The sequence below is a fragment of the Enterobacter sp. BNK-22 genome, from assembly GCF_048684805.1.
Lineage (GTDB): Bacteria > Pseudomonadota > Gammaproteobacteria > Enterobacterales > Enterobacteriaceae > Enterobacter > Enterobacter quasiroggenkampii.
In genome coordinates this window covers 3590550-3615401 of record NZ_JBLQTT010000001.1, presented here as the reverse complement: position 1 = coordinate 3615401, position 24852 = coordinate 3590550, and the positions used below count along the sequence as shown (strand labels likewise).

At 55.4% G+C, this 24852-nt stretch carries 19 protein-coding genes; 13 read left to right on the top strand and 6 right to left on the bottom strand.

Annotated features, from left to right (window positions below; translation table 11 throughout):
• Window positions 1-17: 17 nt before the first annotated feature.
• Window positions 18-914, bottom strand: a complete 897-nt coding sequence (locus ACMGGE_RS17030) for a sugar kinase (protein WP_126535044.1) — start codon at window positions 912-914, stop codon at window positions 18-20.
• A 155-nt stretch (window positions 915-1069) separates the two neighbouring features.
• On the opposite strand from ACMGGE_RS17030, the gene yihU reads away from it, so the two are divergent.
• From yihU to ompL, 7 genes are all read left to right on the top strand, one after another.
• Window positions 1070-1960 carry a sulfolactaldehyde 3-reductase gene (gene yihU / locus ACMGGE_RS17025; protein WP_063622905.1) on the top strand — a complete coding sequence of 297 codons (891 nt, stop codon included), beginning with the start codon at window positions 1070-1072 and terminating at the stop codon, window positions 1958-1960.
• A 17-nt stretch (window positions 1961-1977) separates the two neighbouring features.
• Window positions 1978-2853 (top strand): sulfofructosephosphate aldolase, encoded by an 876-nt coding sequence (gene yihT, locus ACMGGE_RS17020; RefSeq protein WP_325819510.1) that lies wholly within the window; start codon window positions 1978-1980, stop codon window positions 2851-2853.
• 14 nt (window positions 2854-2867) lie between these two features.
• A complete protein-coding gene (yihS, locus tag ACMGGE_RS17015) occupies window positions 2868-4109 on the top strand; it encodes a sulfoquinovose isomerase (RefSeq protein ID WP_063622903.1) in 1242 nt (413 codons plus the stop codon).
• Between the two features lie 16 nt (window positions 4110-4125).
• Entirely contained in the window at window positions 4126-6150 is a 2025-nt protein-coding gene (locus tag ACMGGE_RS17010) for an alpha-glucosidase (protein ID WP_420293983.1), read from the top strand.
• A 45-nt stretch (window positions 6151-6195) separates the two neighbouring features.
• Window positions 6196-7578 (top strand): MFS transporter, encoded by a 1383-nt coding sequence (locus tag ACMGGE_RS17005; protein ID WP_420293982.1) that lies wholly within the window; start codon window positions 6196-6198, stop codon window positions 7576-7578.
• A 43-nt stretch (window positions 7579-7621) separates the two neighbouring features.
• Entirely contained in the window at window positions 7622-9046 is a 1425-nt protein-coding gene (locus tag ACMGGE_RS17000) for an MFS transporter (protein WP_262781277.1), read from the top strand.
• Window positions 9047-9120: 74 nt separating this feature from the next.
• The gene (ompL, locus tag ACMGGE_RS16995) at window positions 9121-9807 is read left to right on the top strand and encodes a porin OmpL (protein WP_420293981.1); all 687 of its coding nucleotides are present in this window, start codon (window positions 9121-9123) and stop codon (window positions 9805-9807) included.
• Window positions 9808-9886: 79 nt separating this feature from the next.
• On the opposite strand, the gene typA is transcribed toward ompL, so the two are convergent.
• Entirely contained in the window at window positions 9887-11710 is a 1824-nt protein-coding gene (gene typA, locus ACMGGE_RS16990) for a ribosome-dependent GTPase TypA (protein ID WP_023331638.1), read from the bottom strand.
• 378 nt (window positions 11711-12088) lie between these two features.
• Here typA and glnA point away from each other — a divergent pair, with 378 nt between their 5' ends.
• The 4 genes from glnA (at window position 12089) to ACMGGE_RS16970 (ending at window position 16363) form a co-directional block, all read left to right on the top strand.
• On the top strand, window positions 12089-13498 hold the full coding sequence (gene glnA / locus ACMGGE_RS16985) for a glutamate--ammonia ligase (protein WP_008501856.1): 1410 nt from the start codon (window positions 12089-12091) through the stop codon (window positions 13496-13498).
• 170 nt (window positions 13499-13668) lie between these two features.
• Window positions 13669-14718, top strand: a complete 1050-nt coding sequence (gene glnL / locus ACMGGE_RS16980) for a nitrogen regulation protein NR(II) (RefSeq protein ID WP_032644301.1) — start codon at window positions 13669-13671, stop codon at window positions 14716-14718.
• A gap of 11 nt (window positions 14719-14729) precedes the next feature.
• Window positions 14730-16142, top strand: a complete 1413-nt coding sequence (gene glnG / locus ACMGGE_RS16975) for a nitrogen regulation protein NR(I) (RefSeq protein ID WP_023309765.1) — start codon at window positions 14730-14732, stop codon at window positions 16140-16142.
• 110 nt (window positions 16143-16252) lie between these two features.
• Window positions 16253-16363: a YshB family small membrane protein gene (locus ACMGGE_RS16970; RefSeq protein ID WP_032622955.1), complete on the top strand. Its 111-nt coding sequence runs from the start codon at window positions 16253-16255 to the stop codon at window positions 16361-16363.
• 100 nt (window positions 16364-16463) lie between these two features.
• Here the strand turns inward: ACMGGE_RS16970 and hemN are convergent, their stop codons facing one another.
• Both hemN and yihI read right to left on the bottom strand, forming a co-directional pair.
• Complete coding sequence (gene hemN / locus ACMGGE_RS16965) at window positions 16464-17837, bottom strand: oxygen-independent coproporphyrinogen III oxidase (protein WP_262797370.1); 1374 nt, start codon at window positions 17835-17837, stop codon at window positions 16464-16466.
• A gap of 188 nt (window positions 17838-18025) precedes the next feature.
• Complete coding sequence (gene yihI / locus ACMGGE_RS16960; RefSeq protein ID WP_014885763.1) at window positions 18026-18541, bottom strand: Der GTPase-activating protein YihI; 516 nt, start codon at window positions 18539-18541, stop codon at window positions 18026-18028.
• Between the two features lie 577 nt (window positions 18542-19118).
• On the opposite strand from yihI, the gene yihA reads away from it, so the two are divergent.
• Window positions 19119-19748, top strand: a complete 630-nt coding sequence (gene yihA, locus ACMGGE_RS16955) for a ribosome biogenesis GTP-binding protein YihA/YsxC (RefSeq protein ID WP_048226811.1) — start codon at window positions 19119-19121, stop codon at window positions 19746-19748.
• A 312-nt stretch (window positions 19749-20060) separates the two neighbouring features.
• Here yihA and polA read toward each other — a convergent pair whose 3' ends face one another.
• Window positions 20061-22853, bottom strand: coding sequence for a DNA polymerase I (gene polA / locus ACMGGE_RS16950; RefSeq protein WP_126535036.1), 2793 nt, complete (start codon window positions 22851-22853; stop codon window positions 20061-20063).
• Window positions 22854-23293: 440 nt separating this feature from the next.
• On the opposite strand from polA, the gene ACMGGE_RS16945 reads away from it, so the two are divergent.
• Window positions 23294-24202 carry an acyltransferase gene (locus ACMGGE_RS16945; RefSeq protein WP_267215803.1) on the top strand — a complete coding sequence of 303 codons (909 nt, stop codon included), beginning with the start codon at window positions 23294-23296 and terminating at the stop codon, window positions 24200-24202.
• Between the two features lie 23 nt (window positions 24203-24225).
• Here the strand turns inward: ACMGGE_RS16945 and dsbA are convergent, their stop codons facing one another.
• Window positions 24226-24849: a thiol:disulfide interchange protein DsbA gene (gene dsbA / locus ACMGGE_RS16940; protein ID WP_045909081.1), complete on the bottom strand. Its 624-nt coding sequence runs from the start codon at window positions 24847-24849 to the stop codon at window positions 24226-24228.
• Window positions 24850-24852: the final 3 nt, after the last annotated feature.

The following is a 24852-nucleotide window of genomic DNA, read 5'->3' as shown; positions in this document are numbered from 1 at the left end:
CCATCTCGCCCCGCATTTTATACAAAAAGTGACAAAAAAGAGCGGGTTTGATCACAGTCGGGTATACCTGCACGCCCACCGGGCTTCGTGCATTTCAGCGCTGCGACGGCACTGGCAAAGCGGACGGCGTCTGTAGTGGACGATTGTTGCCCCAGACTGAACGCCAGCGCGCCATGGAAAACGTCGCCCGCCCCGGTGGTATCCACCACGTCCACCTCAAAGCCGGGCTGATGGCACAACGTGCTGTCTTCCAGCCAGAAACAGCCGTCTCGCCCCTGAGTGACATACACATGTCCATTTGTGAGCGTTTGTGCTTTTTTCAGTGCATCTTCGGTTTTATCCAGCTGCGTTAAACGCCGCAGCCCCGGCGCGGAGAAGGCCGCGTGGTCGCTTAAGGTAATCAGCTCCGCAATATCCTGTGGGGTAACATCCGCATCCAGCAACGTCGGCACACCTTGCTTACGGGCCAGGGTAAACGCCTGTTTCGCCCCGTCATGCCAGCGCACGTCGGCTAAAACAATATCCCACTGCGAGAAGTCGATTTCATGCAGCCAGTCTGCCGCCGCAGGGAGATCGGGGCTGGGGTAGTTGGCAATCACGCGTTCTCCGCCCGCGTCCACCAGCACCGCCGATTGTGACGATCGGGCACCCTTAAATACGCGGGTGTAACGGGTCTTCACCCCCAGGGATTCCAGCTCCGCGAGCAGCCGTCTGCCGGTATCGTCGTCCCCCACCCGGCCAATAAAATCCACTTCCGCGCCCAGTTTCGCCGCCGCCACAGCCGCAGTTGCCGCCGGGCCGCCCCCCACTTCCGTATAGTCCTTTGCGACATATTTCCCACCTTCCTTTGGTAAGTCATCGAGATACCAGATGCGATCCAGCACGGTAATACCGACACAAACGATGCGAGCCATGGTGATTCCTTCTGCGATTTCTGATGCTTTCATTTTAATTTCATCAAATGTTTAAAAAGTGACTCGTGTCAATTTTTTGACTATAAATTACAAATACGATCAAAAACAGACAACATAAACGCGCAAAAATTGACACGATGTGACAGGAGAGAGGCATGTCAGCAATCGCATTTATCGGTTTAGGACAGATGGGCGCGCCAATGGCGAAGAATCTGTTGAAACAAGGTCATCAGCTTAACGTCTTCGATGTGAACCCGCAGGCGGTTCAGGCGCTGGTAGAGAGCGGCGCACGGGCGGTGACAACACCCGCGCAGGCCGCCACGGACGCCGAATTCGTCATCACCATGCTGCCAAACGGCGACCTGGTACGCAGCGTGCTGTTTGGCGAAAACGGCGTGTGCGAAGGATTGTCCCGCGACGCGCTAGTCATTGATATGTCCACCATACACCCACTGCAAACCGACGCGCTGATCCGCGACATGGCTGAACGCGGCTTCAGCCTGATGGATGTGCCTGTCGGACGCACCTCAGATCATGCCATCGCCGGCACGCTGCTCCTGCTGGCAGGCGGCACGGCGCAGCAAATTGAGCGCGCCACTCCGGTCTTAATGGCGATGGGCAATGAGCTGATTAATGCCGGCGGGCCAGGCATGGGCATCCGCGTGAAGCTTATCAATAACTACATGAGCATTGCCCTGAACGCTCTCTCGGCGGAGGCGGCCGTGCTGTGTGAAGCACTGGGGCTCTCATTTGATGTGGCGCTGAAGGTCATGAGCGGTACGCCTGCGGGTAAAGGCCACTTCACGACCTCATGGCCGAACAAGGTGTTGAAAGGGGATCTTTCACCCGCCTTCATGATCGACCTTGCGCATAAAGATCTGGGGATCGCCCTCGACGTGGCTAACCAACTCCATGTTCCGATGCCGCTGGGCGCGGCCTCCCGCGAGGTTTACAACCAGGCACGCGCCGCCGGGCGCGGGCGCGAGGACTGGACAGCCATTCTTGAACAGGTTCGCGCATCTGCCGGGCTGAAAAAAACACTCTGATACGAAAGGACTGAGGAATGACGATGTACACCCTGAAAGATATCACCCGACCTTCCGGCGGTTTTGCGATGCTGGCCGTGGATCAGCGCGAAGCGATGCGCCTGATGTTTGCTGCAGCAGGCGCGCCGGTTCCGGTAACCGACCAGCACCTGACGGATTTTAAGCTCAACGCGGCAAAAATTCTGTCACCGTACGCCTCTGCCATTCTCGTCGACCAGCAGTTCTGCTATCGCCAGATTGTCGAGCAGCAGGCCGTAGCTAAAAGCTGCGCAATGATTGTGGCCGCCGACGAGTTTATCCCGGGGAATGGTCTTCCGGTCGACAGCGTAGTGATCGACAAGAACGTCGACGCGCAGGCGGTCAAACGCGATGGCGGCAAAGCACTGAAGCTGCTGGTGCTGTGGCGCAGCGATGAAGATCCGCAGCAGCGCCTTGAGATGGTGAAGGCGTTCAACACGCTGTGCCACGATAACGGTCTGCTGAGCATTATCGAGCCGGTGGTGCGTCCGCCGCGTCGCGGTGCCGCGTTTAACCGCGAACAGGCGATTATCGACGCGGCTAAAGAGCTGGGCGACAGCGGTGCCGACCTCTACAAAGTGGAGATGCCGCTGTTTGGCAAGGGCACGCAGCAGGCGCTGCTGGCAGCCTCGCAGAAGCTGAATGAGAACATCGCCATGCCGTGGGTGATCCTCTCGTCCGGCGTGGACGATAAGTTATTCCCGCGCGCCGTAAGCGTCGCCATGCAGGCGGGGGCCTCAGGCTTTTTAGCCGGTCGTGCCGTCTGGTCCTCTGTGATTGGCCTGCCGGACACCGAGCTGATGCTGCGTGATATCTCCGTCCCCAAACTTCAGCGTCTGGGTGAGATCGTCGACGAAATGATGGCTCGCCGTTAAGAAAGGACCCGAACATGAAATGGTTTAACACCCTGAGCCATAACCGCTGGCTCGAGCAAGAGACCGACCGCATTCTCGATTTCGGTAAAAACGCCGCCGTACCGACCGGCTTTGGCTGGCTGGGCAATAACGGCCAGGTGCGTAGCGATATGGGCACGCATCTGTGGATCACCGCGCGTATGCTGCACGTTTACGCGGTGGCGGCGAACATGGGGCGTCCCGGTGCGTATGCCCTGGTTGAGCACGGCATTAACGCCCTGAATGGCCCGCTGCGCGACAAGCAGCACGGCGGCTGGTACGCCTGCGTTAACGATGAGGGCGTCATTGACGCTTCCAAGCAGGGCTATCAGCACTTCTTCGTTCTGCTGGGCGCGGCGAGCGCCGTCACCACCGGCCATCCGCAGGCGCGCAGGCTGCTGGACGATGCCATCGAGGTGATTGAGCGTTACTTCTGGAGCGAACAGGAGCAGATGTGCCTGGAGTCATGGGATGAAGCCTTCAGCAAAACGGAAGATTACCGCGGCGGTAACGCCAACATGCACGCCGTGGAAGCCTTCCTGATCGTTTATGACGTGACCCACGATCGTAAATGGCTCGACCGCGCCCTGCGCATCGCGTCGGTGATTATTCACGACGTAGCGCGCAAAGGTGAGTATCGCGTTAACGAACATTTCGACACCAGCTGGAACCCGATCCGCGACTACAACATTGATAATCCCGCCCACCGCTTCCGCGCCTACGGCGGCACGCCGGGACACTGGATCGAGTGGGGCCGCCTGATGCTGCACCTGCGCGCCGCCCTGGAAGCGCGCTTTGAGACCCCGCCTGAATGGCTGCTGGAAGATGCGAAAGGCCTGTTCCACGCCACCATCCGCGACGCCTGGGCACCCGACGGCGCCGACGGGTTTGTCTATTCCGTGGGCTGGGACGGCAAGCCAATCGTCCGCGAACGCGTGCGCTGGCCAATCGTCGAGGCGATGGGCACGGCCTATGCCCTCTATACCGTCACCGGCGAAGCGCAGTACGAAGCCTGGTATCAGAAGTGGTGGGATTACTGCATCAAATACCTGATGGATTACGAGAACGGATCCTGGTGGCAGGAGCTGGACACCAACAACGAAGTGACCACCAAAGTCTGGGACGGCAAGCAGGATATTTACCACCTGCTGCACTGCCTGGTGATCCCCCGCCTGCCGCTGGCCCCGGGCTTAGCCCCTGCCGTCGCCGCCGGATTACTGGATAGCCAGGCCAAATAATTAAGACGGAGTGTTTATGCGTACCCTACACAATATTGACCTGAAAAATAACGAAAGTGGCTTCACCCTGCGCTGGCAGGACCGTCTGATTTTATCCCACACCGCGGATGCCCCTTGCCTGTGGATTGGCGCAGGCGAGGCGGATATCGAGATGTTTCGCGGCAACTTCAGCATCAAAGACAAGCTCAACGAAAAGATTGCCCTGACGGACGCGACCGTCACGCAGCAAAGCGCGGGCTGGGCGATCCGCTTTACCCGCGGCGATGCGGTAAGCGCGACGCTGCTGGTGGGCGTGGATGCGGAAGGCCGTCTGGAGCTGAAGCTGAAAAATGACGCCGCCAGCCATAACCGCATCTGGCTGCGGCTGGCAGCTCAGCCAGACGATCATATCTACGGCTGCGGCGAGCAGTTCTCGTATTTCGATTTGCGCGGCAAGCCGTTCCCGCTGTGGACCAGCGAGCAGGGCGTGGGCCGCAATAAGCAGACCTACGTCACCTGGCAGGCCGACTGCAAAGAGAACGCGGGCGGCGACTACTACTGGACCTTCTTCCCGCAGCCTACCTTCGTGAGCACCCAGAAGTACTACTGCCACGTGGATAACAGCTGCTACATGAACTTTGATTTCAGCGCGCCGGATTTCCACGAGCTGGCGTTCTGGGAAGATAACGCCACGCTGCGCTTCGAATGCGCAGAAACCTACGTCGATCTGCTGGAAAAACTGACCGGCCTGCTGGGGCGTCAGCCGGAGCTGCCGGACTGGGTGTACGACGGCGTGACGCTGGGCATTCAGGGCGGCACCGAGGTGTGCCAGCAGAAGCTCGACACCATGCGTAACGGCGGCGTAAAGGTCAACGGCATCTGGGCGCAGGACTGGTCCGGCATTCGCATGACCTCCTTCGGCAAGCGCGTGATGTGGAACTGGAAGTGGAACAGCGCGCTCTATCCGCAGCTTGATGCGCGGATTGCGAAGTGGAAAGAGGAAGGCGTGCAGTTCCTCTCCTATATCAACCCGTACGTCGCCAGCGATAAAGATCTCTGCGAAGAGGCGTCGAAGCGCGGCTATCTGACCAAAAACGCCGACGGCAAGGACTACCACGTTGAGTTCGGCGAGTTCTACGCGGGCGTTATCGACCTGACCAACCCGGAAGCCTACGACTGGTACAAAGAAGTCATCAAAAAGAATCTGATCGAACTGGGCTGCGGCGGCTGGATGGCCGATTTCGGGGAGTACCTGCCGACCGACACCTTCCTGCATAACGGCGTGAGCGCGGAGATCATGCATAACGCCTGGCCTGCCCTGTGGGCCAAATGTAACTACGAAGCGCTTCAGGAGACCGGCAAGCTCGGCGAGATCCTGTTCTTCATGCGCGCGGGCTACACCGGCAGCCAGAAGCACTCGGTGATGATGTGGGCGGGAGATCAGAACGTCGACTGGAGCCTTGACGACGGTCTGGCATCGGTAGTGCCTGCCGCGCTTTCTCTGGCGATGACCGGGCACGGCCTGCATCACAGCGACATCGGCGGCTATACCACGCTGTTCGAGATGAAGCGCAGCAAAGAGCTGCTGCTGCGCTGGTGCGACTTCAGCGCCTTTACGACCATGATGCGTACCCATGAGGGCAACCGTCCAGGCGATAACTGGCAGTTTGACGGCGACGCGGAAACCATCGCGCACTTCGCGCGCATGACCACCGTCTTCACCACCCTGAAGCCGTATATCAAAGCCGCCGTCGCGCAGAACGCAAAAAGCGGCCTGCCGGTGATGCGTCCGCTGTTCCTGCACTACGAGGACGACGCGCGCGCCTACACGCTGAAATACCAGTACCTGTTTGGCCGCGATCTGCTGGTAGCGCCGGTTCATGAAGAGGGGCGCCGCGACTGGTCGCTCTATCTGCCGCAGGACAGCTGGGTGAATGCGTGGACCGGGGAAATCTGCCGGGGCGGTGACGTGACCGTTGATGCCCCGCTCGGCAAGCCGCCGGTCTTCTACCGCCAGCACAGCGAATGGGCAGATCTATTTAGCACCTTACGTGATATCTGATAAGGCTCGCCCGCAGGGAAACCTGCGGGCAGACGGAGAACAATAATGAGTCAACAAACTTCCGATCCGGCAACCCTACGCCTGCCGTTTAAAGAAAAACTCGCCTACGGGATGGGCGATCTCGGCTCAAACATCCTGCTGGATATCGGCACGCTCTATTTGCTGAAGTTTTATACTGATGTTCTGGGGCTGCCGGGTACCTACGGCGGAATCATCTTCCTGATTGCGAAGTTCTTTACCGCCTTCACCGATATGGGCACCGGGATCATGCTCGACTCGCGGCGCAAGATCGGCCCGAAAGGAAAATTCCGCCCGTTCGTGCTCTATGCGGCGTTCCCGGTGACCTTACTGGCGATTGCCAACTTCGTCGGCACGCCGTTTGAAATCACCGGTAAAACGGTGATGGCGACGGTGCTGTTCATGCTGTACGGCCTGTTCTTCAGCATGATGAACTGCTCCTACGGCGCGATGGTACCAGCCATTACTAAAAACCCGGACGAGCGCGCCTCGCTGGCCGCCTGGCGTCAGGGCGGCGCTACACTGGGCCTGCTGCTTTGTACCGTGGGTTTTGTTCCGGTGATGAACCTGATTGAAGGCAATGACCAGCTTGGCTACATCTTTGCCGCCACCCTCTTCTCGCTGTTCGGGCTGTTTTTTATGTGGTGGTGCTACAAGGGGGTGACCGAGCGTTACGTCGAGGCGCAGCCCGCTAACCCGGCGCAAAAACCGGGGCTGCTGCAGTCATTTCGCGCCATCGCCGGAAACCGTCCGCTGTTTATCCTGTGCATCGCGAACCTGTGCACGCTGGGTGCCTTTAACGTCAAACTTGCCATTCAGGTCTACTACACGCAGTACGTGCTGAACGACCCGATCCTGCTGTCGTACATGGGCTTCTTCAGCATGGGCTGCATTTTTATCGGCGTCTTTATGATGCCCGGCGCGGTGCGGCGCTTCGGCAAGAAAAAAGTCTACATCAGCGGGCTGACGATTTGGGTGGCGGGCGATCTGCTCAACTACTTCTTCGGCGGCGGCTCGGTGAGCTTTGTGGCGTTCTCCTGCCTGGCGTTCTTCGGTTCCGCGTTTGTGAATAGCCTGAACTGGGCGCTGGTGTCCGATACCGTGGAGTACGGCGAGTGGCGCACCGGCGTGCGCTCCGAAGGGACGGTCTACACCGGCTTTACCTTCTTCAGGAAAGTATCCCAGGCGCTGGCAGGCTTCTTCCCGGGGATCATGCTCACGCAGATCGGCTATGTGCCCAACGTGGTGCAATCCAGTGGCACGGTTGAAGGGCTGCGGCAGCTGATATTTATCTACCCGAGCCTGCTGGCGGTCATCACCATCGTGGCGATGGGCTGCTTCTATAACCTCAACGAGAAGATGTATGTGCGCATCGTCGAAGAAATCGAACTGCGCAAACGTACGGCATAAATGACGTGATAGAGCGCCCTGCGGGGCGCTCTGAGGATCGACCATGACACATAACACTGATCCGTTAACCCTGAAATTGAGCCTGCGAGAGAAGTGCGCCTACGGGATGGGCGATTTTGGCTCGAACCTGATGCTGTGTATTGGTACGCTGTATTTGCTGAAGTTTTATACAGACGAACTGGGCATGCCGGCGTTCTATGGCGGCATTATTTTCCTGGTAGCGAAGTTTTTTACCGCGTTTACCGACATGCTAACCGGCGTACTGCTCGATTCCCGGCGTCACATCGGTGCAAGAGGAAAATTCCGGCCATTCATTCTTTACGCCTCCGTGCCGGTGGCGCTGGTCGCGACGGCGCAGTTTATGGCCAACGACTTTAGCCTGACGGTGAAAACGGCGCTCGCCACCGTGCTCTTCATGATGTTTGGCCTCTGCTACAGCCTGATGAACTGCGCCTACGGTGCGATGGTCCCGGCCATCACCAAAAACCCGAACGAGCGCGCGCAGCTGGCGGCCTGGCGTCAGGGCGGCGCAACGGTGGGGCTGTTACTCTGCACCGTCGGCTTTATGCCCATTCAGGCGCTGTTCGTCCACCAGCCCTCCCTCGGCTATCTGGTGGCCGCGCTGGTGTTCGTCACTGGCGGTCTGTTCTGCATGTGGTGGTGCTACTGCGGAGTTAAAGAACGCTACGTGGAGCTCACACCCGATCACCACAAGCCCGGCATTCTGAAATCGTTCTGTGCGATTTTCCGCAATCCGCCGCTGCTGGTGCTGTGCATCGCCAACCTGTGTACCCTCGCCGCGTTTAACATCAAGCTAGCGATTCAGGTCTATTACACCCAGTACGTGCTGAACGATCTGCATCTGCTGTCATGGATGGGCTTTTTCAGCATGGGCTGCATCCTGATTGGCGTGTTTCTGGTGCCCGGCGCAGTGAAGCGCTTTGGCAAGAAACCGGTCTATCTGGGTGGCCTGGCGCTGTGGGCAGTGGGCGACGTGCTGAATTTCTTCTGGGGGACCAGCTCCCTGCTGTTCGTGCTGTTTTCCTGCATGGCCTTCTTCGGCACCGCGTTTGTGAACAGCCTGAACTGGGCACTGGTGCCGGATACCGTCGATTACGGCGAGTGGAAAACCGGCATTCGCGCCGAAGGGTCGGTGTATACCGGCTATACCTTCTCGCGCAAAATCTCCGCCGCGCTCGCCGGTTTCCTGCCCGGCATTATGCTGACCCAGATTGGCTACGTTCCCCATGCCGTGCAGAGCGCGGGCACGCTGCTTGGGTTGCGTCAGCTTATTTTCCTCTGGCCGTGCGGCCTGGCGATTGTTGCTGCCGTGACCATGGGGCTGTTTTATAAACTCAACGAAGCGCGCTTCGCTTTTATTATCGAGGAGATTGGAAAACGGAAGAAACAAACCGCGAATACCCCTGAGATAACCACCAACAATAAAGCGTCAGCAGTCACTTTATAACAATAAATCCGGCCACTATGTCCTTCCTGTTTATCAGGAGGGAGGCCTTTCTGTACCTGATACATGGACAAATTATGAATAGAATCATCACTGTACTGATCGTGTCGTCTGTGTCCTGCCCGGTATTTGCCGGGGCCTATGTCGAAACCCGCGAAGCCTACAATACGGCCTCAGAGCTGCACGAGGTGATCCTGCGTGCGGGCTATAACTTCGATATGGGCGCGGGACTGATGTTCACCAACGCCTATAACGTAGGTAAATGGGATGAACTTAAGCACAGCTATAACGAAATCGAGGGGTGGTATCCGCTCTTTAAGCCGACCGACAAACTCACCTTCCAGCCCGGTGGATTGATTAACGACAGCAGTGCAGGGTCCGGCGGTGCGGTTTATTTAGATACCAACTACAAATTTACAGACTGGTTTAATCTGACGTTCCGCTATCGCTATAACCATAACAACTACGATACGCCGGACTATAACGGGCAGATGGATAAGAATGACACGCACGAATTTGCCAACTACTGGAATTTCAAAGTGACGGATGCGTTTTTCTACACCTTTGAGCCGCACTTTTTCCAGCGGGTGAATGATTACCACAGCAAAAATGGCAAAGACCATCACTGGGAAATTACCAACAAGTTCAGCTATAAAATCGACAGAAACTGGCTGCCGTACCTCGAACTGCAGTGGCTGGACAGGTGGAATGATTACAACCGGGAGCAGTACCGAATCCGTTTAGGGTTACGGTATTCGTTCTAATAAAAAAGCCGCTGATCGCTCAGCGGCTTTTTCGTTGCCGGGTGGCGCATGCGCTTACCCGGCCTACGGATTAACCGTATTAGTCTTCTTTCGCACCGCGCATAGCACGTTTACGATCGTTCTCGGTCAGGTGACGCTTACGGATACGAATTGACTGTGGAGTCACTTCGACCAGTTCGTCATCATCGATGAATTCCAGAGCCTGCTCCAGAGTCATCTTGATCGGTGGAACCAGAACCGTTGCTTCGTCAGTACCGGACGCACGCATGTTGGTCAGTTTCTTACCGGTCAGGCAGTTTACGGTCAGGTCGTTAGAACGACTGTGAATACCGATGATCTGGCCTTCATAAACCTCAGCACCGTGACCCAAGAACAGCTTACCGCGATCCTGCAGACCGAACAGCGCAAACGCAACCGCTTTACCCTGACCGTTGGAGATCAGCACGCCGTTGTTACGCTGGCCCACTTCACCCGGACGAACGTCGTCGTAGTGGCTGAAGGTGGAGTACAGCAGACCGGTACCTGAAGTCATGGTCATGAACTCAGAACGGAAGCCGATCAGGCCACGGCTTGGGATCACGTAGTCGAGACGTACGCGGCCTTTGCCATCTGGATTCATGTTTTTCAGGTCGCCTTTACGCTCACCCAGAGCCTGCATCACAGAACCCTGGTGCTGCTCTTCAACGTCCAGCGTCACGTTTTCGAACGGCTCTTGTTTACGGCCATCGATTTCGCGGAAGATAACTTTCGGACGGGAAACCGCCATTTCGAAACCTTCACGACGCATGTTTTCGATCAGAACAGACAGGTGCAGCTCACCACGACCCGAAACGCGGAATGCATCAGCGTCTTCGGTTTCTTCAACGCGCAGCGCAACGTTGTGCACCAGCTCTTTGTTCAGGCGGTCAAGGATCTGACGAGAGGTAACGAACTTACCTTCTTTACCACAGAACGGAGAGGTGTTGACGTTGAAGAACATGGATACGGTTGGTTCATCAACGGACAGGGCTGGCAGCGCTTCGACGTTCTGCGGATCGCAGATGGTGTCGGAGATGTTCAGTTCACCCAGACCGGTGATAGCGATGATGTCGCCCGCTTCAGCGATGTCGCTCTCGATACGCTCAAGGCCCAGGTGAGTCAGTACTTTACCAACTTTACCGTTACGGGTTTTGCCTTCGCTATCGATGATAGTGACCTGCTGGTTCGGCTTCACTTTACCGCGCTTGATACGACCAATGCCGATAACGCCAACGTAGTTGTTGTAATCGAGCTGAGAGATCTGCATCTGCAGGGTGCCGTCGAGATCGACGTTTGGCGCAGGAACACGGTCAACAATCGCCTGATACAGCGGGGTCATGTCTTCAGCCATGTCTTCGTGGTCCAGACCTGCGATACCGTTCAGCGCAGAGGCGTAAACGATAGGGAAGTCCAGCTGCTCGTCGGTCGCGTCGAGGTTAACGAACAGGTCGAATACCTGGTCAACAACCCAGTCAGGACGCGCGCCAGGGCGGTCAACTTTGTTGATAACAACGATTGGCTTCAGACCATGGGCAAATGCTTTTTTGGTCACGAAGCGCGTCTGTGGCATTGGGCCATCCATTGCGTCAACGACCAGCAGAACGGAGTCTACCATGGACATTACACGTTCAACTTCACCACCGAAGTCGGCGTGCCCTGGGGTATCAACGATGTTGATACGGTAGTCATTCCATTTAATCGCGGTGTTTTTCGCGAGGATGGTAATCCCACGCTCTTTCTCCAAATCGTTGGAGTCCATCACGCGTTCTTGGGTTTCGGCACGCGCATCAAACGTACCGGATTGCTGCAGCAGCTTATCGACCAGGGTAGTTTTACCATGGTCAACGTGCGCGATGATGGCGATGTTACGCAAATTTTCGATCACAACTTTGCCTCAGGCATTTAGAAATAGCGCGTTATTGTACACGGATTAATCGCACTACAAAACAGGATCACAAACATCCCCCGCAAACAAGTATTGCAGAGATGCTTTGTGATCGCTTTCACGGAGCGGTAAAAGGGCACTTTAACGTAAATTGCACCAATATGGTGCTCAATGTTCACATTGAAGCACTATACTGGTGCAACAAATCCATCGTGGTGCAGCCCTTTTGCACTATGGTGCGCATGATAACGCCTTTTTGGGGTGTTTTAAAAGTTGGCACAGATTTCGCTTTATAAAAAATACATGGCACCAGCCAGTACAAACAGAAATTGAAGACCTCGTTACCACGACGACAATGACCAATCTGGAGAGTTAAGTATGTCCGCTGAACACGTTTTGACGATGCTGAACGAACATGAAGTGAAGTTTGTTGATCTGCGCTTCACCGATACCAAAGGTAAAGAACAGCACGTCACAATCCCTGCTCATCAGGTGAACGCCGAATTCTTTGAAGAAGGCAAAATGTTTGACGGCTCCTCCATTGGTGGCTGGAAAGGCATTAACGAATCCGACATGGTTCTGATGCCAGATGCGACCACTGCGGTCATTGATCCGTTCTTCGAAGAACCTACCCTGATCATCCGTTGCGACATCCTCGAGCCAGGCACCCTGCAGGGCTACGACCGCGACCCACGTTCTATCGCGAAACGCGCTGAAGAGTACCTGCGTTCTACCGGCATCGCAGACACCGTTCTGTTCGGGCCAGAGCCAGAGTTCTTCCTGTTCGATGACATCCGTTTTGGTGCGTCTATTTCTGGCTCACACGTGGCTATCGACGACATCGAAGGCGCATGGAACTCCTCCACCAAATACGAAGGTGGTAACAAAGGTCACCGTCCAGGCGTGAAAGGCGGTTACTTCCCGGTTCCTCCGGTCGACTCTGCACAGGACATTCGTTCCACCATGTGTCTGGTGATGGAAGAGATGGGCCTGGTTGTTGAAGCGCACCACCACGAAGTGGCGACGGCGGGTCAGAACGAAGTGGCTACCCGCTTCAACACCATGACCAAAAAAGCGGACGAAATTCAGATCTACAAATACGTTGTGCACAACGTTGCGCACCGTTTCGGTAAAACCGCGACCTTCATGCCAAAACCAATGTTTGGCGACAACGGTTCCGGTATGCACTGCCACATGTCTCTGTCCAAGAACGGTACCAACCTGTTCTCTGGCGACAAATATGCCGGTCTGTCCGAGCAGGCGCTGTATTACATTGGCGGCGTAATCAAACACGCTAAAGCGATCAACGCCCTGGCGAACCCAACCACCAACTCCTACAAGCGTCTGGTCCCGGGCTACGAAGCGCCAGTGATGCTGGCCTACTCTGCGCGTAACCGTTCTGCTTCTATCCGTATCCCGGTGGTGGCGTCTCCTAAAGCGCGTCGTATCGAAGTGCGCTTCCCGGATCCAGCGGCTAACCCATACCTGTGCTTCGCAGCACTGCTGATGGCCGGTCTGGACGGTATCAAGAACAAGATCCACCCGGGCGAAGCGATGGACAAAAACCTGTACGACCTGCCGCCAGAAGAAGCGAAAGAGATCCCACAGGTTGCTGGCTCTCTGGAAGAAGCCCTGCAGGCGCTGGACGCAGACCGCGAGTTCCTGACTGCAGGTGGCGTATTCACTGACGACGCTATCGATGCTTACATCGCGCTGCGCACTGAAGAGAATGACCGCGTGCGTATGACTCCGCATCCGGTTGAGTTCGAACTGTACTACAGCGTTTAATTAAGTTGTTTTACCCGGCGTGACAAGCGCCGGGGGTAGTTGCCGTGGAAACTTTTAGCCCATCTCCGGATGGGCTTTTTTCTCCACCAACAATCTGATCTCACGCGCTTTTGACGCCGAAAACGCTATACTGCACTAAATTAGTGCAAACGACTCCAGGAGACTGCTGAATGGCAACTGGCACGCTGCCCGATGCTGGGCAGATCCTCAATTCTTTGATTAACAGCATTTTGCTGGTCGATGACGAGCTGGCCGTTCATTACGCCAACCCGGCGGCACAGCAGCTGCTTGCCCAAAGCGCACGTAAACTGTTCGGCACCCCACTTCCGGAACTCCTGAGCTATTTTTCGCTGAATATTGGCCTGATGCAGGAAAGTTTACAGGCAGGCCAGGGTTTCACCGATAACGAAGTGACGCTGGTGATCGACGGGCGTTCGCACATTCTGTCGCTGACCGCGCAACGTCTTCCCGAAGGCCTGATCCTGCTGGAAATGGCGCCGATGGATAATCAGCGCCGACTGAGCCAGGAACAGCTTCAGCATGCACAGCAAATTGCCGCCCGAGACCTGGTGCGCGGTCTGGCGCATGAAATCAAAAACCCGCTGGGCGGATTACGCGGTGCGGCGCAGCTTCTGACCAAGGCGCTGCCTGACCCTGCGCTGGCGGAGTACACCAACGTCATCATCGAGCAGGCGGACCGTCTGCGGAATCTGGTTGACCGCCTTCTCGGGCCACAGCAGCCGGGAATGCACGTCACAGAAAGCATCCATAAAGTGGCTGAACGGGTGGTCAAGCTCGTCTCGATGGAGCTGCCGGAGAACGTCACGCTGGTACGTGATTACGACCCAAGCCTGCCGGAACTGGCTCATGACCCGGATCAGATTGAGCAGGTCCTGTTGAACATTGTGCGCAATGCCCTGCAGGCGCTGGGGCCTGACGGGGGCGAGATTATTTTACGCACCCGTACCGCCTTCCAGCTCACGTTACATGGCGTGCGCTATCGGCTTGCAGCCCGAATCGACGTCGAGGATAACGGGCCCGGCATTCCATCGCATCTGCAGGACACCCTGTTCTACCCGATGGTCAGCGGTCGCGAAGGCGGAACCGGCCTGGGCTTATCCATTGCCCGCAGTTTGATTGATCAACACTCTGGAAAAATTGAATTTACCAGTTGGCCGGGACATACCGAGTTTTCGGTTTTCCTGCCGATTAAAAAATAAAGGTGACGTTTATGCAACGAGGGATAGTCTGGGTAGTCGATGACGATAGCTCCATCCGTTGGGTGCTTGAACGCGCGCTCACGGGGGCGGGATTAAGCTGCACGACGTTTGAGAGCGGCAGCGAAGTGCTCGACGCACTCACCACCAAAACGCCCGATGTTCTGCTGTCGGATATTCGCATGCCGGGCATGGACGGGCTGGCGCTGTTAAAGCAGATCAAACAACGCCACCCTATGCTTCCGGTCATCATAATGACAGCACACTCCGATCTGGATGCCGCGGTGAGCGCTTACCAGCAAGGGGCATTCGATTATCTGCCCAAACCGTTTGATATCGACGAGGCGGTGGCGCTGGTCGAGCGCGCGATTAGCCATTATCAGGAGCAGCAACAGCCGCGCCACGCGCCCGATTTTGGGCCAACCACCGACATCATCGGCGAAGCGCCGGCGATGCAGGACGTGTTTCGCATTATTGGCCGTCTGTCCCGCTCGTCCATCAGCGTCTTGATTAACGGCGAATCGGGAACCGGTAAAGAGCTTGTGGCGCATGCGCTGCATCGCCACAGCCCGCGGGCAAAAGCACCGTTCATTGCCCTGAATATGGCGGCGATCCCGAAGGATTTGATTGAATCCGAACTGTTCGGGCACGAAAAAGGGGCGTTTACCGGCGCAAATACCATTCGCCAGGGGCGCTTCGAACAGGCAGACGGCGGCACGCTGTTCCTGGATGAGATCGGCGATATGCCGCTGGATGTCCAGACCCGTCTGCTGCGCGTGCTGGCCGACGGACAGTTTTACCGCGTGGGCGGTTATGCGCCGGTGAAGGTGGACGTGCGTATTATCGCCGCGACCCACCAGAACCTGGAGCAGCGCGTGCAGGAAGGCAAATTCCGTGAGGATTTATTCCATCGTCTGAACGTCATTCGCGTTCATCTGCCGCCGCTGCGTGAACGCCGGGAAGATATTCCCCGCCTGGCGCGCCATTTCCTGCAAGTAGCCGCCCGCGAGCTGGGTGTGGAGGCCAAGCAGCTTCACCCGGAAACCGATGCCGCTCTGACGCGCCTGGCGTGGCCGGGCAACGTGCGTCAGCTGGAAAATACCTGCCGCTGGTTAACCGTGATGGCTGCCGGTCAGGAAGTGCTGATTCAGGATTTACCGGCCGAGCTGTTTGAAGCGACCGCGCCTGAAAGCAGCACCGGGCATGCTTTGCCGGACAGCTGGGCAACGCTGCTGGCGCAGTGGGCCGACCGCGCGCTGCGTTCCGGTCATCAAAACCTGCTGTCTGAAGCGCAGCCTGAGATGGAGCGTACGCTGTTAACTACCGCGCTTCGTCATACGCAGGGCCACAAGCAGGAAGCCGCTCGCCTGTTGGGATGGGGACGCAATACCCTGACGCGCAAGCTGAAAGAGCTGGGAATGGAGTAATATCCGCGCTTGTGTAAAGGTTATTAATTGAGCGCAAATTGCCGTTATTTTGCGCTTTACTGTTCCGATGAGTTTTGTATGATCGTGCCCGGAAATTGGGGGTGAACATCATGCTGGAAACATTCGTGAATATGCTCTCTAGCGGAGCCGCTGAAAGCCACACGCCACAAACCGCCGTTGCGGCGGTACTGTGCGCGGCGCTGGTTGGGCTGTTTAGCTAGCGAGTTGGCGATGAAAAGCCGGGTGGCGCTTCGCTTACCCGGCCTACATTTCGCACTTTTGTAGGCCGGGTAAGGCGAAGCTGCCACCCGGCATTGCAGTTTAAATCACCCGCGAGAACTGCTGCATACGCGCTTTCTGACGCAGATACGCGTCGAAGCACATGCAGATATTGCGGATCAACAGACGCCCTTTTGGCGTGACCTCAATCGCGCTCTCCGACACATCCACCAGCCCGTCTTTCGCCAGCGGCGCCAGCAGCTTCAGGTCTTCCGCGAAATAATCGCTGAAGTTCAGCGTCCACTGCGCTTCCACGTCGCTGAAATCGAGACGGAAGTTGCAGATAAGCGCCTTAATCACATCGCGACGGATACAGTCATCGCGCGTTAATGCGATGCCGCGCCACAGCGCGTTGCCCGTCTCATCAACCTGCTGGTAATACAGCTTCAGTTCTTTCTGGTTTTGCGCGTAGCAGTCGCCGATCATGCTGATGGCGGAGACGCCCATTCCCAGCAAATCGGTATCGCCCTGGGTCGTGTAGCCCTGGAAGTTGCGGTGCAGGACCCCTTCGCGCTGAGCGACCGCCAGTTCGTCATCCGGACGGGCAAAGTGATCCATACCGATAAACTGGTAGCCGGTGTCGGTCAGCGAGGTGATGGTTTCCTGCAGGATATCCAGCTTCTGCTGAGCAGAAGGCAGATCGGCATCTTTGATTTTACGCTGGGCGGCAAACAGCGTCGGCAGATGCGCGTAGTTAAAGACGCTCAGACGGTCCGGGTTGAGTTCGGCCACGCGCTTCAGCGTGAAGGCGAAGCTTTCCGGCGTTTGCTTTGGCAGGCCGTAAATCAGGTCAATATTGGTCGAGGTGAAGCCAATTTCACGCGCATGGTTGAGTAAGGCAAAGATAAAGTCTTCGTCCTGCTCGCGGTTCACCAGACGCTGAACCTCTTTATTGAAGTCCTGTACGCCCATGCTCAGGCGGTTGAAGCCTTCGGCGCGTAAGTGATCGAGGACATCCAGCTCAATTTCACGCGGATCGACTTCGATCGAGATTTCTGCGTCGTCGTTAAAACTGAAATTATCGCGCAGAAGCGTCATCAGGCGACTGATTTGCGCTTTATTCAGATAGGTTGGCGTACCGCCGCCCCAGTGCAGCTGGCTGACGTGACGGCCTTTAAACAGCGGCGCGCGATGCACAATTTCCTGTTCGAGCGCGTCAAGGTACTGGTCGGCTTTATGCTGCTGGCGGGTCACGATTTTATTGCAGCCGCAGAAATAGCAAAGCTTGTGGCAGAACGGAATATGGACGTAGAGCGACAGCGGACGCTCAGGATAGCGCGCAACAGCCTGCTGAAAATCCCCCTCGCCGAAGGCATCGGAGAACTCCAGCGCGGTGGGGTATGACGTATAACGCGGCCCGGAATAGTTATATTTCTGGATTAGGGCCAAATCCCAGTCGATAGTTGGTGCTGACATGCTCACTCCTTCCGTTGGTGTCGCGTTCGTATACGGCGGCCCGTTCTGACCCCATTGCGGGCCATCATTCGGGTGCGCAGCCACTTCTGTCGCCGCGACAACCGCCGTAGTTTAACGAATAACCACACCAGATAACATATAACCGGAAGGGTTATAAGCAGGACTATCGTGCCTGCCGGGTGCAAATGTTAGTTTCCACCCTTCAGAAGACGCATCATATCTTCCTGCTTTTCGTCTTCTTCTTCGTCGTCTTCATCATCGTAAGACAGACCCAGCTTCTGCATCAGCTCGTCGATGCGATCCAGTTTGGCATCCACCCATGACTGCTCTTCAGCGGTCAGGGTTTCACCCTCTTCAAGACGTTCCAGCAGCGCGTCCAGGCGCTCATCATTCTCCAGCAAATCCAGCTCAGCCTGCGGTGAAAGCATAGGTTTCTCGCTCTTTGGTTTGTGCTGCTTAGTGACCGGGGTGTCTGTCACGCCCAGTGGAATGGGAGTTTTACTGCCGATACGAGGATCTTTCTGCTGTTTGCCTTTTGCAGAAGCGCCCGCTGCACCACCACCGTTGGCACGGCTACCCGCAGCATGACCGCGATGTTTTTTGTCGCGTTTGCGGTCGCGCGCTTCCTGGTTCAGTTCTTCGCGCGTTTTGCGGCGTGCTTTTGCAGGGCGTTTCGCGCCCGCAGCGGAGGTTGGTTTTTTCATGATGTTTTATCTTTAAGTCGTTTTCTTCAGTATAGAATTGCGGCGAAATCTAGCAGAAAGCAAGCAAAGAAAAAAGGCGACAGAGCAATCTGTCGCCTTTTTTCCTGACTCACAACCCTTAGCGGGTCAGACATTCCATGTTTGCCAACAACAAACCCTGTTTATCCCTTGGCTAATACCGTCCGTGATACGGTTCCATTTCCTGTTAAAACGCCTCCAGGCGCTGGTCGTCCTGACAATCCTGCGTCTTCGCCTCCTGGCGCTCCTGACCCTAATCCTTAAGTCGATTTCCTGTTGGCTTCCTCGCCCTGACGCACACTTTACCTTGTTCCGTTAAACTAACAAGCAACGAAACGGTATAAAAAGAGATTTTCAGACAATTACCCGAAAATAAGCTTATGATTTAAAACAGTTTGCGTTTTTTAACGCCTGCGAATTCTCTGAAATCTCCCATAGCATCACTGGCCGATCTCTCACACCGGTGGGGGCATTCGCCTACAGGGCATAGCAATCAGAAAAGCCTTTTGCCTGCATTCAGGTATAATCCCCCTCAGATTACGATTTTGGAGACGACCACGTGACTACCTGGAACTACCAACAGACGCATTTTGTCACCAGTGCGCCCGATATTCGCCACCTCCCCTCTGATACCGGTATTGAAGTGGCCTTTGCTGGCCGCTCTAATGCGGGGAAATCCAGCGCCCTGAATACGCTGACCAATCAGAAGAACCTGGCGCGTACCTCAAAAACACCTGGCCGTACCCAGCTGATCAACCTGTTTGAAGTCGCAGAGGGCAAACGCCTGGTCGACTTACCGGGGTACGGTTACGCGCAGGTACCCGAAGAGATGAAAATCAAGTGGCAGCGTGCGCTGGGTGAATACCTGGAAAAACGCCTGTGCCTGAAAGGTCTGGTGGTGCTGATGGATATTCGCCATCCCCTGAAAGATCTGGATCAGCAGATGATCGACTGGGCGGTGGCAAGCGATATCGCCGTGCTGGTGCTGCTGACAAAAGCCGATAAGCTGGCAAGCGGCGCGCGTAAAGCGCAGGTGAATATGGTTCGCGAAGCGGTACTGGCGTTCAACGGCGATGTGCAGGTTGAACCGTTCTCCTCGCTGAAAAAGCAGGGCGTGGACAAGCTGCGTCAAAAGCTCGACACCTGGTTTAACGAGCTGGAACCCGCGACGGAAGCGGAAGAAGAGTAATACCGGGCGCGGCGATGGCCGCGCTTTTTTTTGCCCGAAAGTTTCTTTGCCGCAATAAAAAACGCCCCAGTCATTACTGACTGGGGCGGCTAAAATATTCAGCCAAATCCGATTACGTGAAGTAAAAGGTCTGAAAGATAGAACATCTTACCTCTGTACCCTACGCCGATAACTCTACCCCTTTTTGTGCTGCAGAAAAAGCACTTTTTGTAGTTTTTTTTCATTCTTTACATAGGGAATTCTAATGATCGTCACAAAACGCGCGTTCTTATGTTGCAAACTTACATAAACAGCGCGTTATGCGAAGAACCGTTAGTGAGCCTGATCCCAGTTTTCACCACTTCCCACTTCCACCAGCAACGGCACGTCCAGCGTCATGCTGCTTTCCATCAGTTCGTGGATCTTCTTCGACACGGCGTCGAGGTCGTCCTTGTGCACTTCAAATACCAGTTCATCGTGTACCTGCATGATCATTTTCACGCGCGGTTTCTCTTTCTCGAGCCAGGCATCAACGGCGATCATTGCACGCTTAATAATGTCCGCCGCGGTGCCCTGCATCGGGGCGTTGATCGCGGCACGCTCTGCACCCGCGCGGCGCGCGGCGTTGCTGGATTTGATGTCCGGTAAATAGAGACGGCGGCCGTCCAGGGTTTCAACGTAGCCTTTCTCTTTCGCCTGCGCGCGGGTACGTTCCATATATTCCAGCACGCCCGGATAACGCTCGAAGTAGAGATCCATATACTTCTGCGACTCTTTACGCGGAATGTTGAGCTGGCGCGAAAGCCCAAATGCACTCATGCCGTAAATCAGCCCAAAGTTGATCGCCTTAGCGCTGCGGCGCTGTTCGTTGGTTACGCTGTCCAGCGGCAGACCGAAGACTTCGGCTGCAGTCGCCCGGTGGATATCCTTCCCTTCGGCAAAAGCGCTCAGCAGGCCTTTGTCGCGGGACAGGTGCGCCATAATGCGCAGTTCGATTTGCGAGTAGTCCGCCGAGACAATCAGATAATCCTCTGGTGCGATGAAAGCCTGGCGAATACGGCGGCCCTCTTCGTTACGTACCGGGATGTTCTGCAGGTTGGGATCGGTTGACGAGAGACGACCGGTCGCCGCGACAGCCTGATGGTATGAGGTGTGCACGCGGCCCGTTTTCGGGTTGATCATCAGCGGGAGCTTATCAGTGTAGGTAGACTTCAGCTTCGCGAGACCACGGTACTCCAGAATCACTTTTGGCAGAGGATAATCCAGCGCCAGTTCTTCCAGCACCTCTTCAGAGGTTGAAGGCGCACCGCCAGGGGTTTTCTTCAGCGGCTTGATGCCCTGCTTTTCAAACAGAATGGTTTGCAGCTGCTTCGGCGAAGAGAGGTTAAACGGCTCGCCTGCAAGCTCATGCGCTTTTTGCTCCAGCTCGGTCAGACGCTGCGCCAGTTCCCCGGAGTGGTTATGCAGCACCGTTGGATCGATTTTCACGCCGTTGCGTTCAATGCGGGACAGCACGGGCACTAGCGGCATCTCAATATTCTGGAACACGTTCAGCGGACCTTCGTGCTTCTGTAGCTTTGGCCACATCTTCAGGTGCAGCTGCAGCGTGACGTCAGCGTCTTCCGCCGCGTAGCGTCCTGCCTCTTCGAGAGCAATCTGGTTAAAGGTGAGCTGATTTTTCCCTTTACCGGCAATCTCTTCAAAGGTGATGGTTTTGTGCTTGAGCCAGCGGTCAGATAAGGAATCCATATCATGGCGGCCCGCAACGCTGTCCAGAATGTAGGATTCGAGCATGGTGTCGAAGGCGATCCCGCGCAGTTCAATGCCGTAGTTTTGCAGAATACCGCGGTCGTACTTGAGGTTTTGCCCAACCTTAAGCGCCTTTTCGTCTTCCAGGATCGGCTTCAGCAGCTCAAGCACGCGTTCACGGGAGAGCTGTTCCGGCGCGTCCAGGTAATCGTGCGCCACGGGAACATAGGCCGCATGACCAGGCTCTGTCGCAAATGACAGGCCTACCATATTGGCAGAAATGTTATCGAGACTGTCCGTTTCGGTGTCAAAGGCGAAGACCGGCGCTTTTTTCAGTTTTTCGATCCAGGCAATGAGCTGCGACTCTTCAAGAAGGGTTTCGTAGTTGTCGAAGGTAAGCACCACAGCTTCTTCTTCCGCCTGCTCTTCTGCATCAACGACAATCGTCTCCTTCGGCTTTGCCGCAGGTTTCGCCCCTTTTGCCTGCAACCACTTGCCGGCTTCCACGTCAGTGGTCCAGCGCTTAAATTCGTATTTCTTAAACAGACTCAGAAGCTCGTCCGCAGAAGGCTGCTGCACTTCCAGCTGTTCACAGCCCAGCTCCAGTTCGACATCGGTTTTGATGGTTGCCAGCTTATAGGAGAGATAAGCCACCTCTTTGTTCTCTTCCAGCTTCCCGGCCATGGTTTTTGCACCACGGAAGGAGAGCCCGGCGATTTTGTCTGATTCGGCGTAGAGCGTATCCAGCCCGCCCAGCCCCTGAAGCAACGCCTGCGCGGTTTTCTCACCGACGCCAGGAACACCAGGGATGTTATCCGAGGAATCGCCCATCAACGCGAGGAAGTCGATAATCAGCTCTGGCGGAACGCCATACTTAGTGACGACCTCTTCAGGCCCCAGAATGGTGTTGGTCATGGTGTTAATCAGGGTGATCCCTGGCGTCACCAGCTGTGCCATATCTTTATCACCGGTGCTGATCAGCACGGGACGCCCCATCTTTTCGGCTTCACGCGCCAGCGTACCGATGACGTCATCGGCTTCAACGCCAGAAACGGCCAGCAGCGGTAGCCCCATGGCTTTTACCATGGCATGCAGCGGCTCTATCTGCGCACGCAGATCGTCAGGCATTGGCGGACGGTGGGATTTGTAATGTTCAAACAACTCATCGCGGAACGTTTTGCCTTTCGCATCAAACACAACGGCCGCATGGGTTGGCTGATACTGCAGAATCAGGCTGCGCAGCATATTCAGCACGCCGTACATTGCGCCGGTAGGTTCCCCTGCGCTATTGGTCAGAGGAGGAAACGCATGGTATGCCCGATACAGGTAAGAAGAGCCATCGACGAGAATAAGAGGGTTTTCTGGGATCTGAACCATAATGTCCGTGCCTTTAATCAATTTATGAGTAAAGGATGCCACAGAAGGATGAAAACATCAGTTATTAGCGCCAGATACAGGAAAAGATTTTGCGATCGTGAGGATCGCTCGCAAAAATAAAACTGTGGATAAGTTTGTGAATATTTTCACTTCATATGAATAACAGACGCGAAAAACACATATGAGGTAATATTTAGATCTTAATTATCATGCTGTTATGTTGTTAGATCTTATCTATATGGTCAACTGATGGCAATTTAGTCTATGTGGATATAAGCCTTGATTCGCGCAGAACCCCAGAGAAATCTGCTGCGCCAGGGTAAAAGCCGCCAAATCATCATGTGAAAGCGCCATTCATTCGTTTGTTTTCTGGTAAAATCAGCGCCCAGCGTCGACTAGCCGGTCGCTCACTTACAGCTAACTATTTGAAAAAGCTCATCATGTCGAGATTGCTCGCTGCAATAACATTACTGCTAAGCATCATTTTAACTATCCTGGTGACGATCGCCTGTTCCGTGCCTATCATTCTCGCTGGGATCATTAAACTGCTGCTGCCCGTACCCGTGGTGTGGCGAGCCGTGTCCGCATTTTGTAACTTCATGATGTATTGCTGGTGCGAAGGGCTGGCGATCTTGTTGTGCCTTAACCCGCATCTGAAGTGGGATGTCAAAGGGCTGGAGAGTCTCAACAAAAAGAACTGGTACCTGCTGATCTGCAATCACCACAGCTGGGCGGACATCGTGGTGTTATGCGTGCTTTTTCGCAAACACATCCCGATGAACAAATACTTCCTGAAACAGCAGCTCGCCTGGGTGCCTTTTATCGGGCTGGCCTGCTGGGCGCTTGATATGCCGTTTATGAAACGCTATTCGCGCAGCTATTTGATTCGTCATCCGGAACGTCGCGGTAAGGATGTGGAGACCACGCGCCGTTCCTGTGAAAAGTTTCGTGCACATCCTACGACCATCGTGAACTTTGTTGAAGGTTCCCGGTTTACGGAAGAGAAGCGCCAGCAAACTCGCTCTCCTTATCAGCATCTGTTGCCGCCAAAGGCGGCAGGGATTGCGATGACGCTTAACGTACTGGGAGCACAGTTCGATAAACTTCTTAACGTCACGCTCTGCTATCCGGAAAACGACAGGACACCGTTCTTCGATATGCTCAGCGGCAAACTGACGCGCATTGTCGTGCACGTCGACCTGGTTCCGATTGACGCTGAACTGCACGGTGATTACGTAAACGATAAGAACTTCAAACGTCGTTTCCAGCAGTGGCTTAATACGCTCTGGAAAGAGAAAGACGAACAGATAGACAAGATAAAATCTTCATACAAAAACGCCGGTCAGTGACCGGCGTTTTTACATCAACGAAATTACTTCTTCTCAACCAGGTATTTCACGGTATCTGCATACTGCTGTACGAAAATATCCATGCTGCTGGTGTCCATGCCCTGCATGTTCAGCTGATATTTGCCGTTAACAAACATCGCCGGAACGCCCTGAAGCTGGAGATCAGCAGCCGCTTTTTCCTGCTGGGCAACCAGTGATTTCACCACGAAGCTGTTCCATGCGGCATCGTACTCTTCACCTTTCACGCCCGCATCAACGAACACTTTACGGATATCCGCAGTGGTCTGAACGGTCTGGGTTTTCTGTACGGCTTCAAACATTGGCGAAGTGATCTTATCTTCCACGCCCAGTGCCATCGCCACCGCCCATGCCTGAGTCAGGTCTTTACCCAATGGGCCCAGGAACTCAACGTGGTACTTGGTCATTTTGGTGCCTTCCGGCAGCTTTTTCTTCACGTTGTCAGAAACATGCAGCACCTGCTCGAACTGATAGCAGTGTGGGCAATAGAACGAGAAGAACTCCAGAACCTGTGGCTCGCCAGCGACCGGCTTGTCCAGCGTGATGAACTGTTTGCCGTCGGTAAACTGCGCAGCAGAAGCGCTAAATGCCAGAATCATACCTGCCAGCGCCAGCCAAATTTTTTTCATGAT

What these genes read in the sequence shown, in the direction of transcription:
- ACMGGE_RS17030 (WP_126535044.1), bottom strand. Translation starts at nt 914, where the DNA reads ATGGCTCGCATCGTTTGTGTCGGTATTACCGTGCTGGATCGCATCTGG.
- yihU (WP_063622905.1), top strand. Translation starts at nt 1,070, where the DNA reads ATGTCAGCAATCGCATTTATCGGTTTAGGACAGATGGGCGCGCCAATG.
- yihT (WP_325819510.1), top strand. Translation starts at nt 1,978, where the DNA reads ATGACGATGTACACCCTGAAAGATATCACCCGACCTTCCGGCGGTTTT.
- yihS (WP_063622903.1), top strand. Translation starts at nt 2,868, where the DNA reads ATGAAATGGTTTAACACCCTGAGCCATAACCGCTGGCTCGAGCAAGAG.
- ACMGGE_RS17010 (WP_420293983.1), top strand. Translation starts at nt 4,126, where the DNA reads ATGCGTACCCTACACAATATTGACCTGAAAAATAACGAAAGTGGCTTC.
- ACMGGE_RS17005 (WP_420293982.1), top strand. Translation starts at nt 6,196, where the DNA reads ATGAGTCAACAAACTTCCGATCCGGCAACCCTACGCCTGCCGTTTAAA.
- ACMGGE_RS17000 (WP_262781277.1), top strand. Translation starts at nt 7,622, where the DNA reads ATGACACATAACACTGATCCGTTAACCCTGAAATTGAGCCTGCGAGAG.
- ompL (WP_420293981.1), top strand. Translation starts at nt 9,121, where the DNA reads ATGAATAGAATCATCACTGTACTGATCGTGTCGTCTGTGTCCTGCCCG.
- glnA (WP_008501856.1), top strand. Translation starts at nt 12,089, where the DNA reads ATGTCCGCTGAACACGTTTTGACGATGCTGAACGAACATGAAGTGAAG.
- glnL (WP_032644301.1), top strand. Translation starts at nt 13,669, where the DNA reads ATGGCAACTGGCACGCTGCCCGATGCTGGGCAGATCCTCAATTCTTTG.
- glnG (WP_023309765.1), top strand. Translation starts at nt 14,730, where the DNA reads ATGCAACGAGGGATAGTCTGGGTAGTCGATGACGATAGCTCCATCCGT.
- ACMGGE_RS16970 (WP_032622955.1), top strand. Translation starts at nt 16,253, where the DNA reads ATGCTGGAAACATTCGTGAATATGCTCTCTAGCGGAGCCGCTGAAAGC.
- hemN (WP_262797370.1), bottom strand. Translation starts at nt 17,837, where the DNA reads ATGTCAGCACCAACTATCGACTGGGATTTGGCCCTAATCCAGAAATAT.
- yihI (WP_014885763.1), bottom strand. Translation starts at nt 18,541, where the DNA reads ATGAAAAAACCAACCTCCGCTGCGGGCGCGAAACGCCCTGCAAAAGCA.
- polA (WP_126535036.1), bottom strand. Translation starts at nt 22,853, where the DNA reads ATGGTTCAGATCCCAGAAAACCCTCTTATTCTCGTCGATGGCTCTTCT.
- ACMGGE_RS16945 (WP_267215803.1), top strand. Translation starts at nt 23,294, where the DNA reads ATGTCGAGATTGCTCGCTGCAATAACATTACTGCTAAGCATCATTTTA.
- dsbA (WP_045909081.1), bottom strand. Translation starts at nt 24,849, where the DNA reads ATGAAAAAAATTTGGCTGGCGCTGGCAGGTATGATTCTGGCATTTAGC.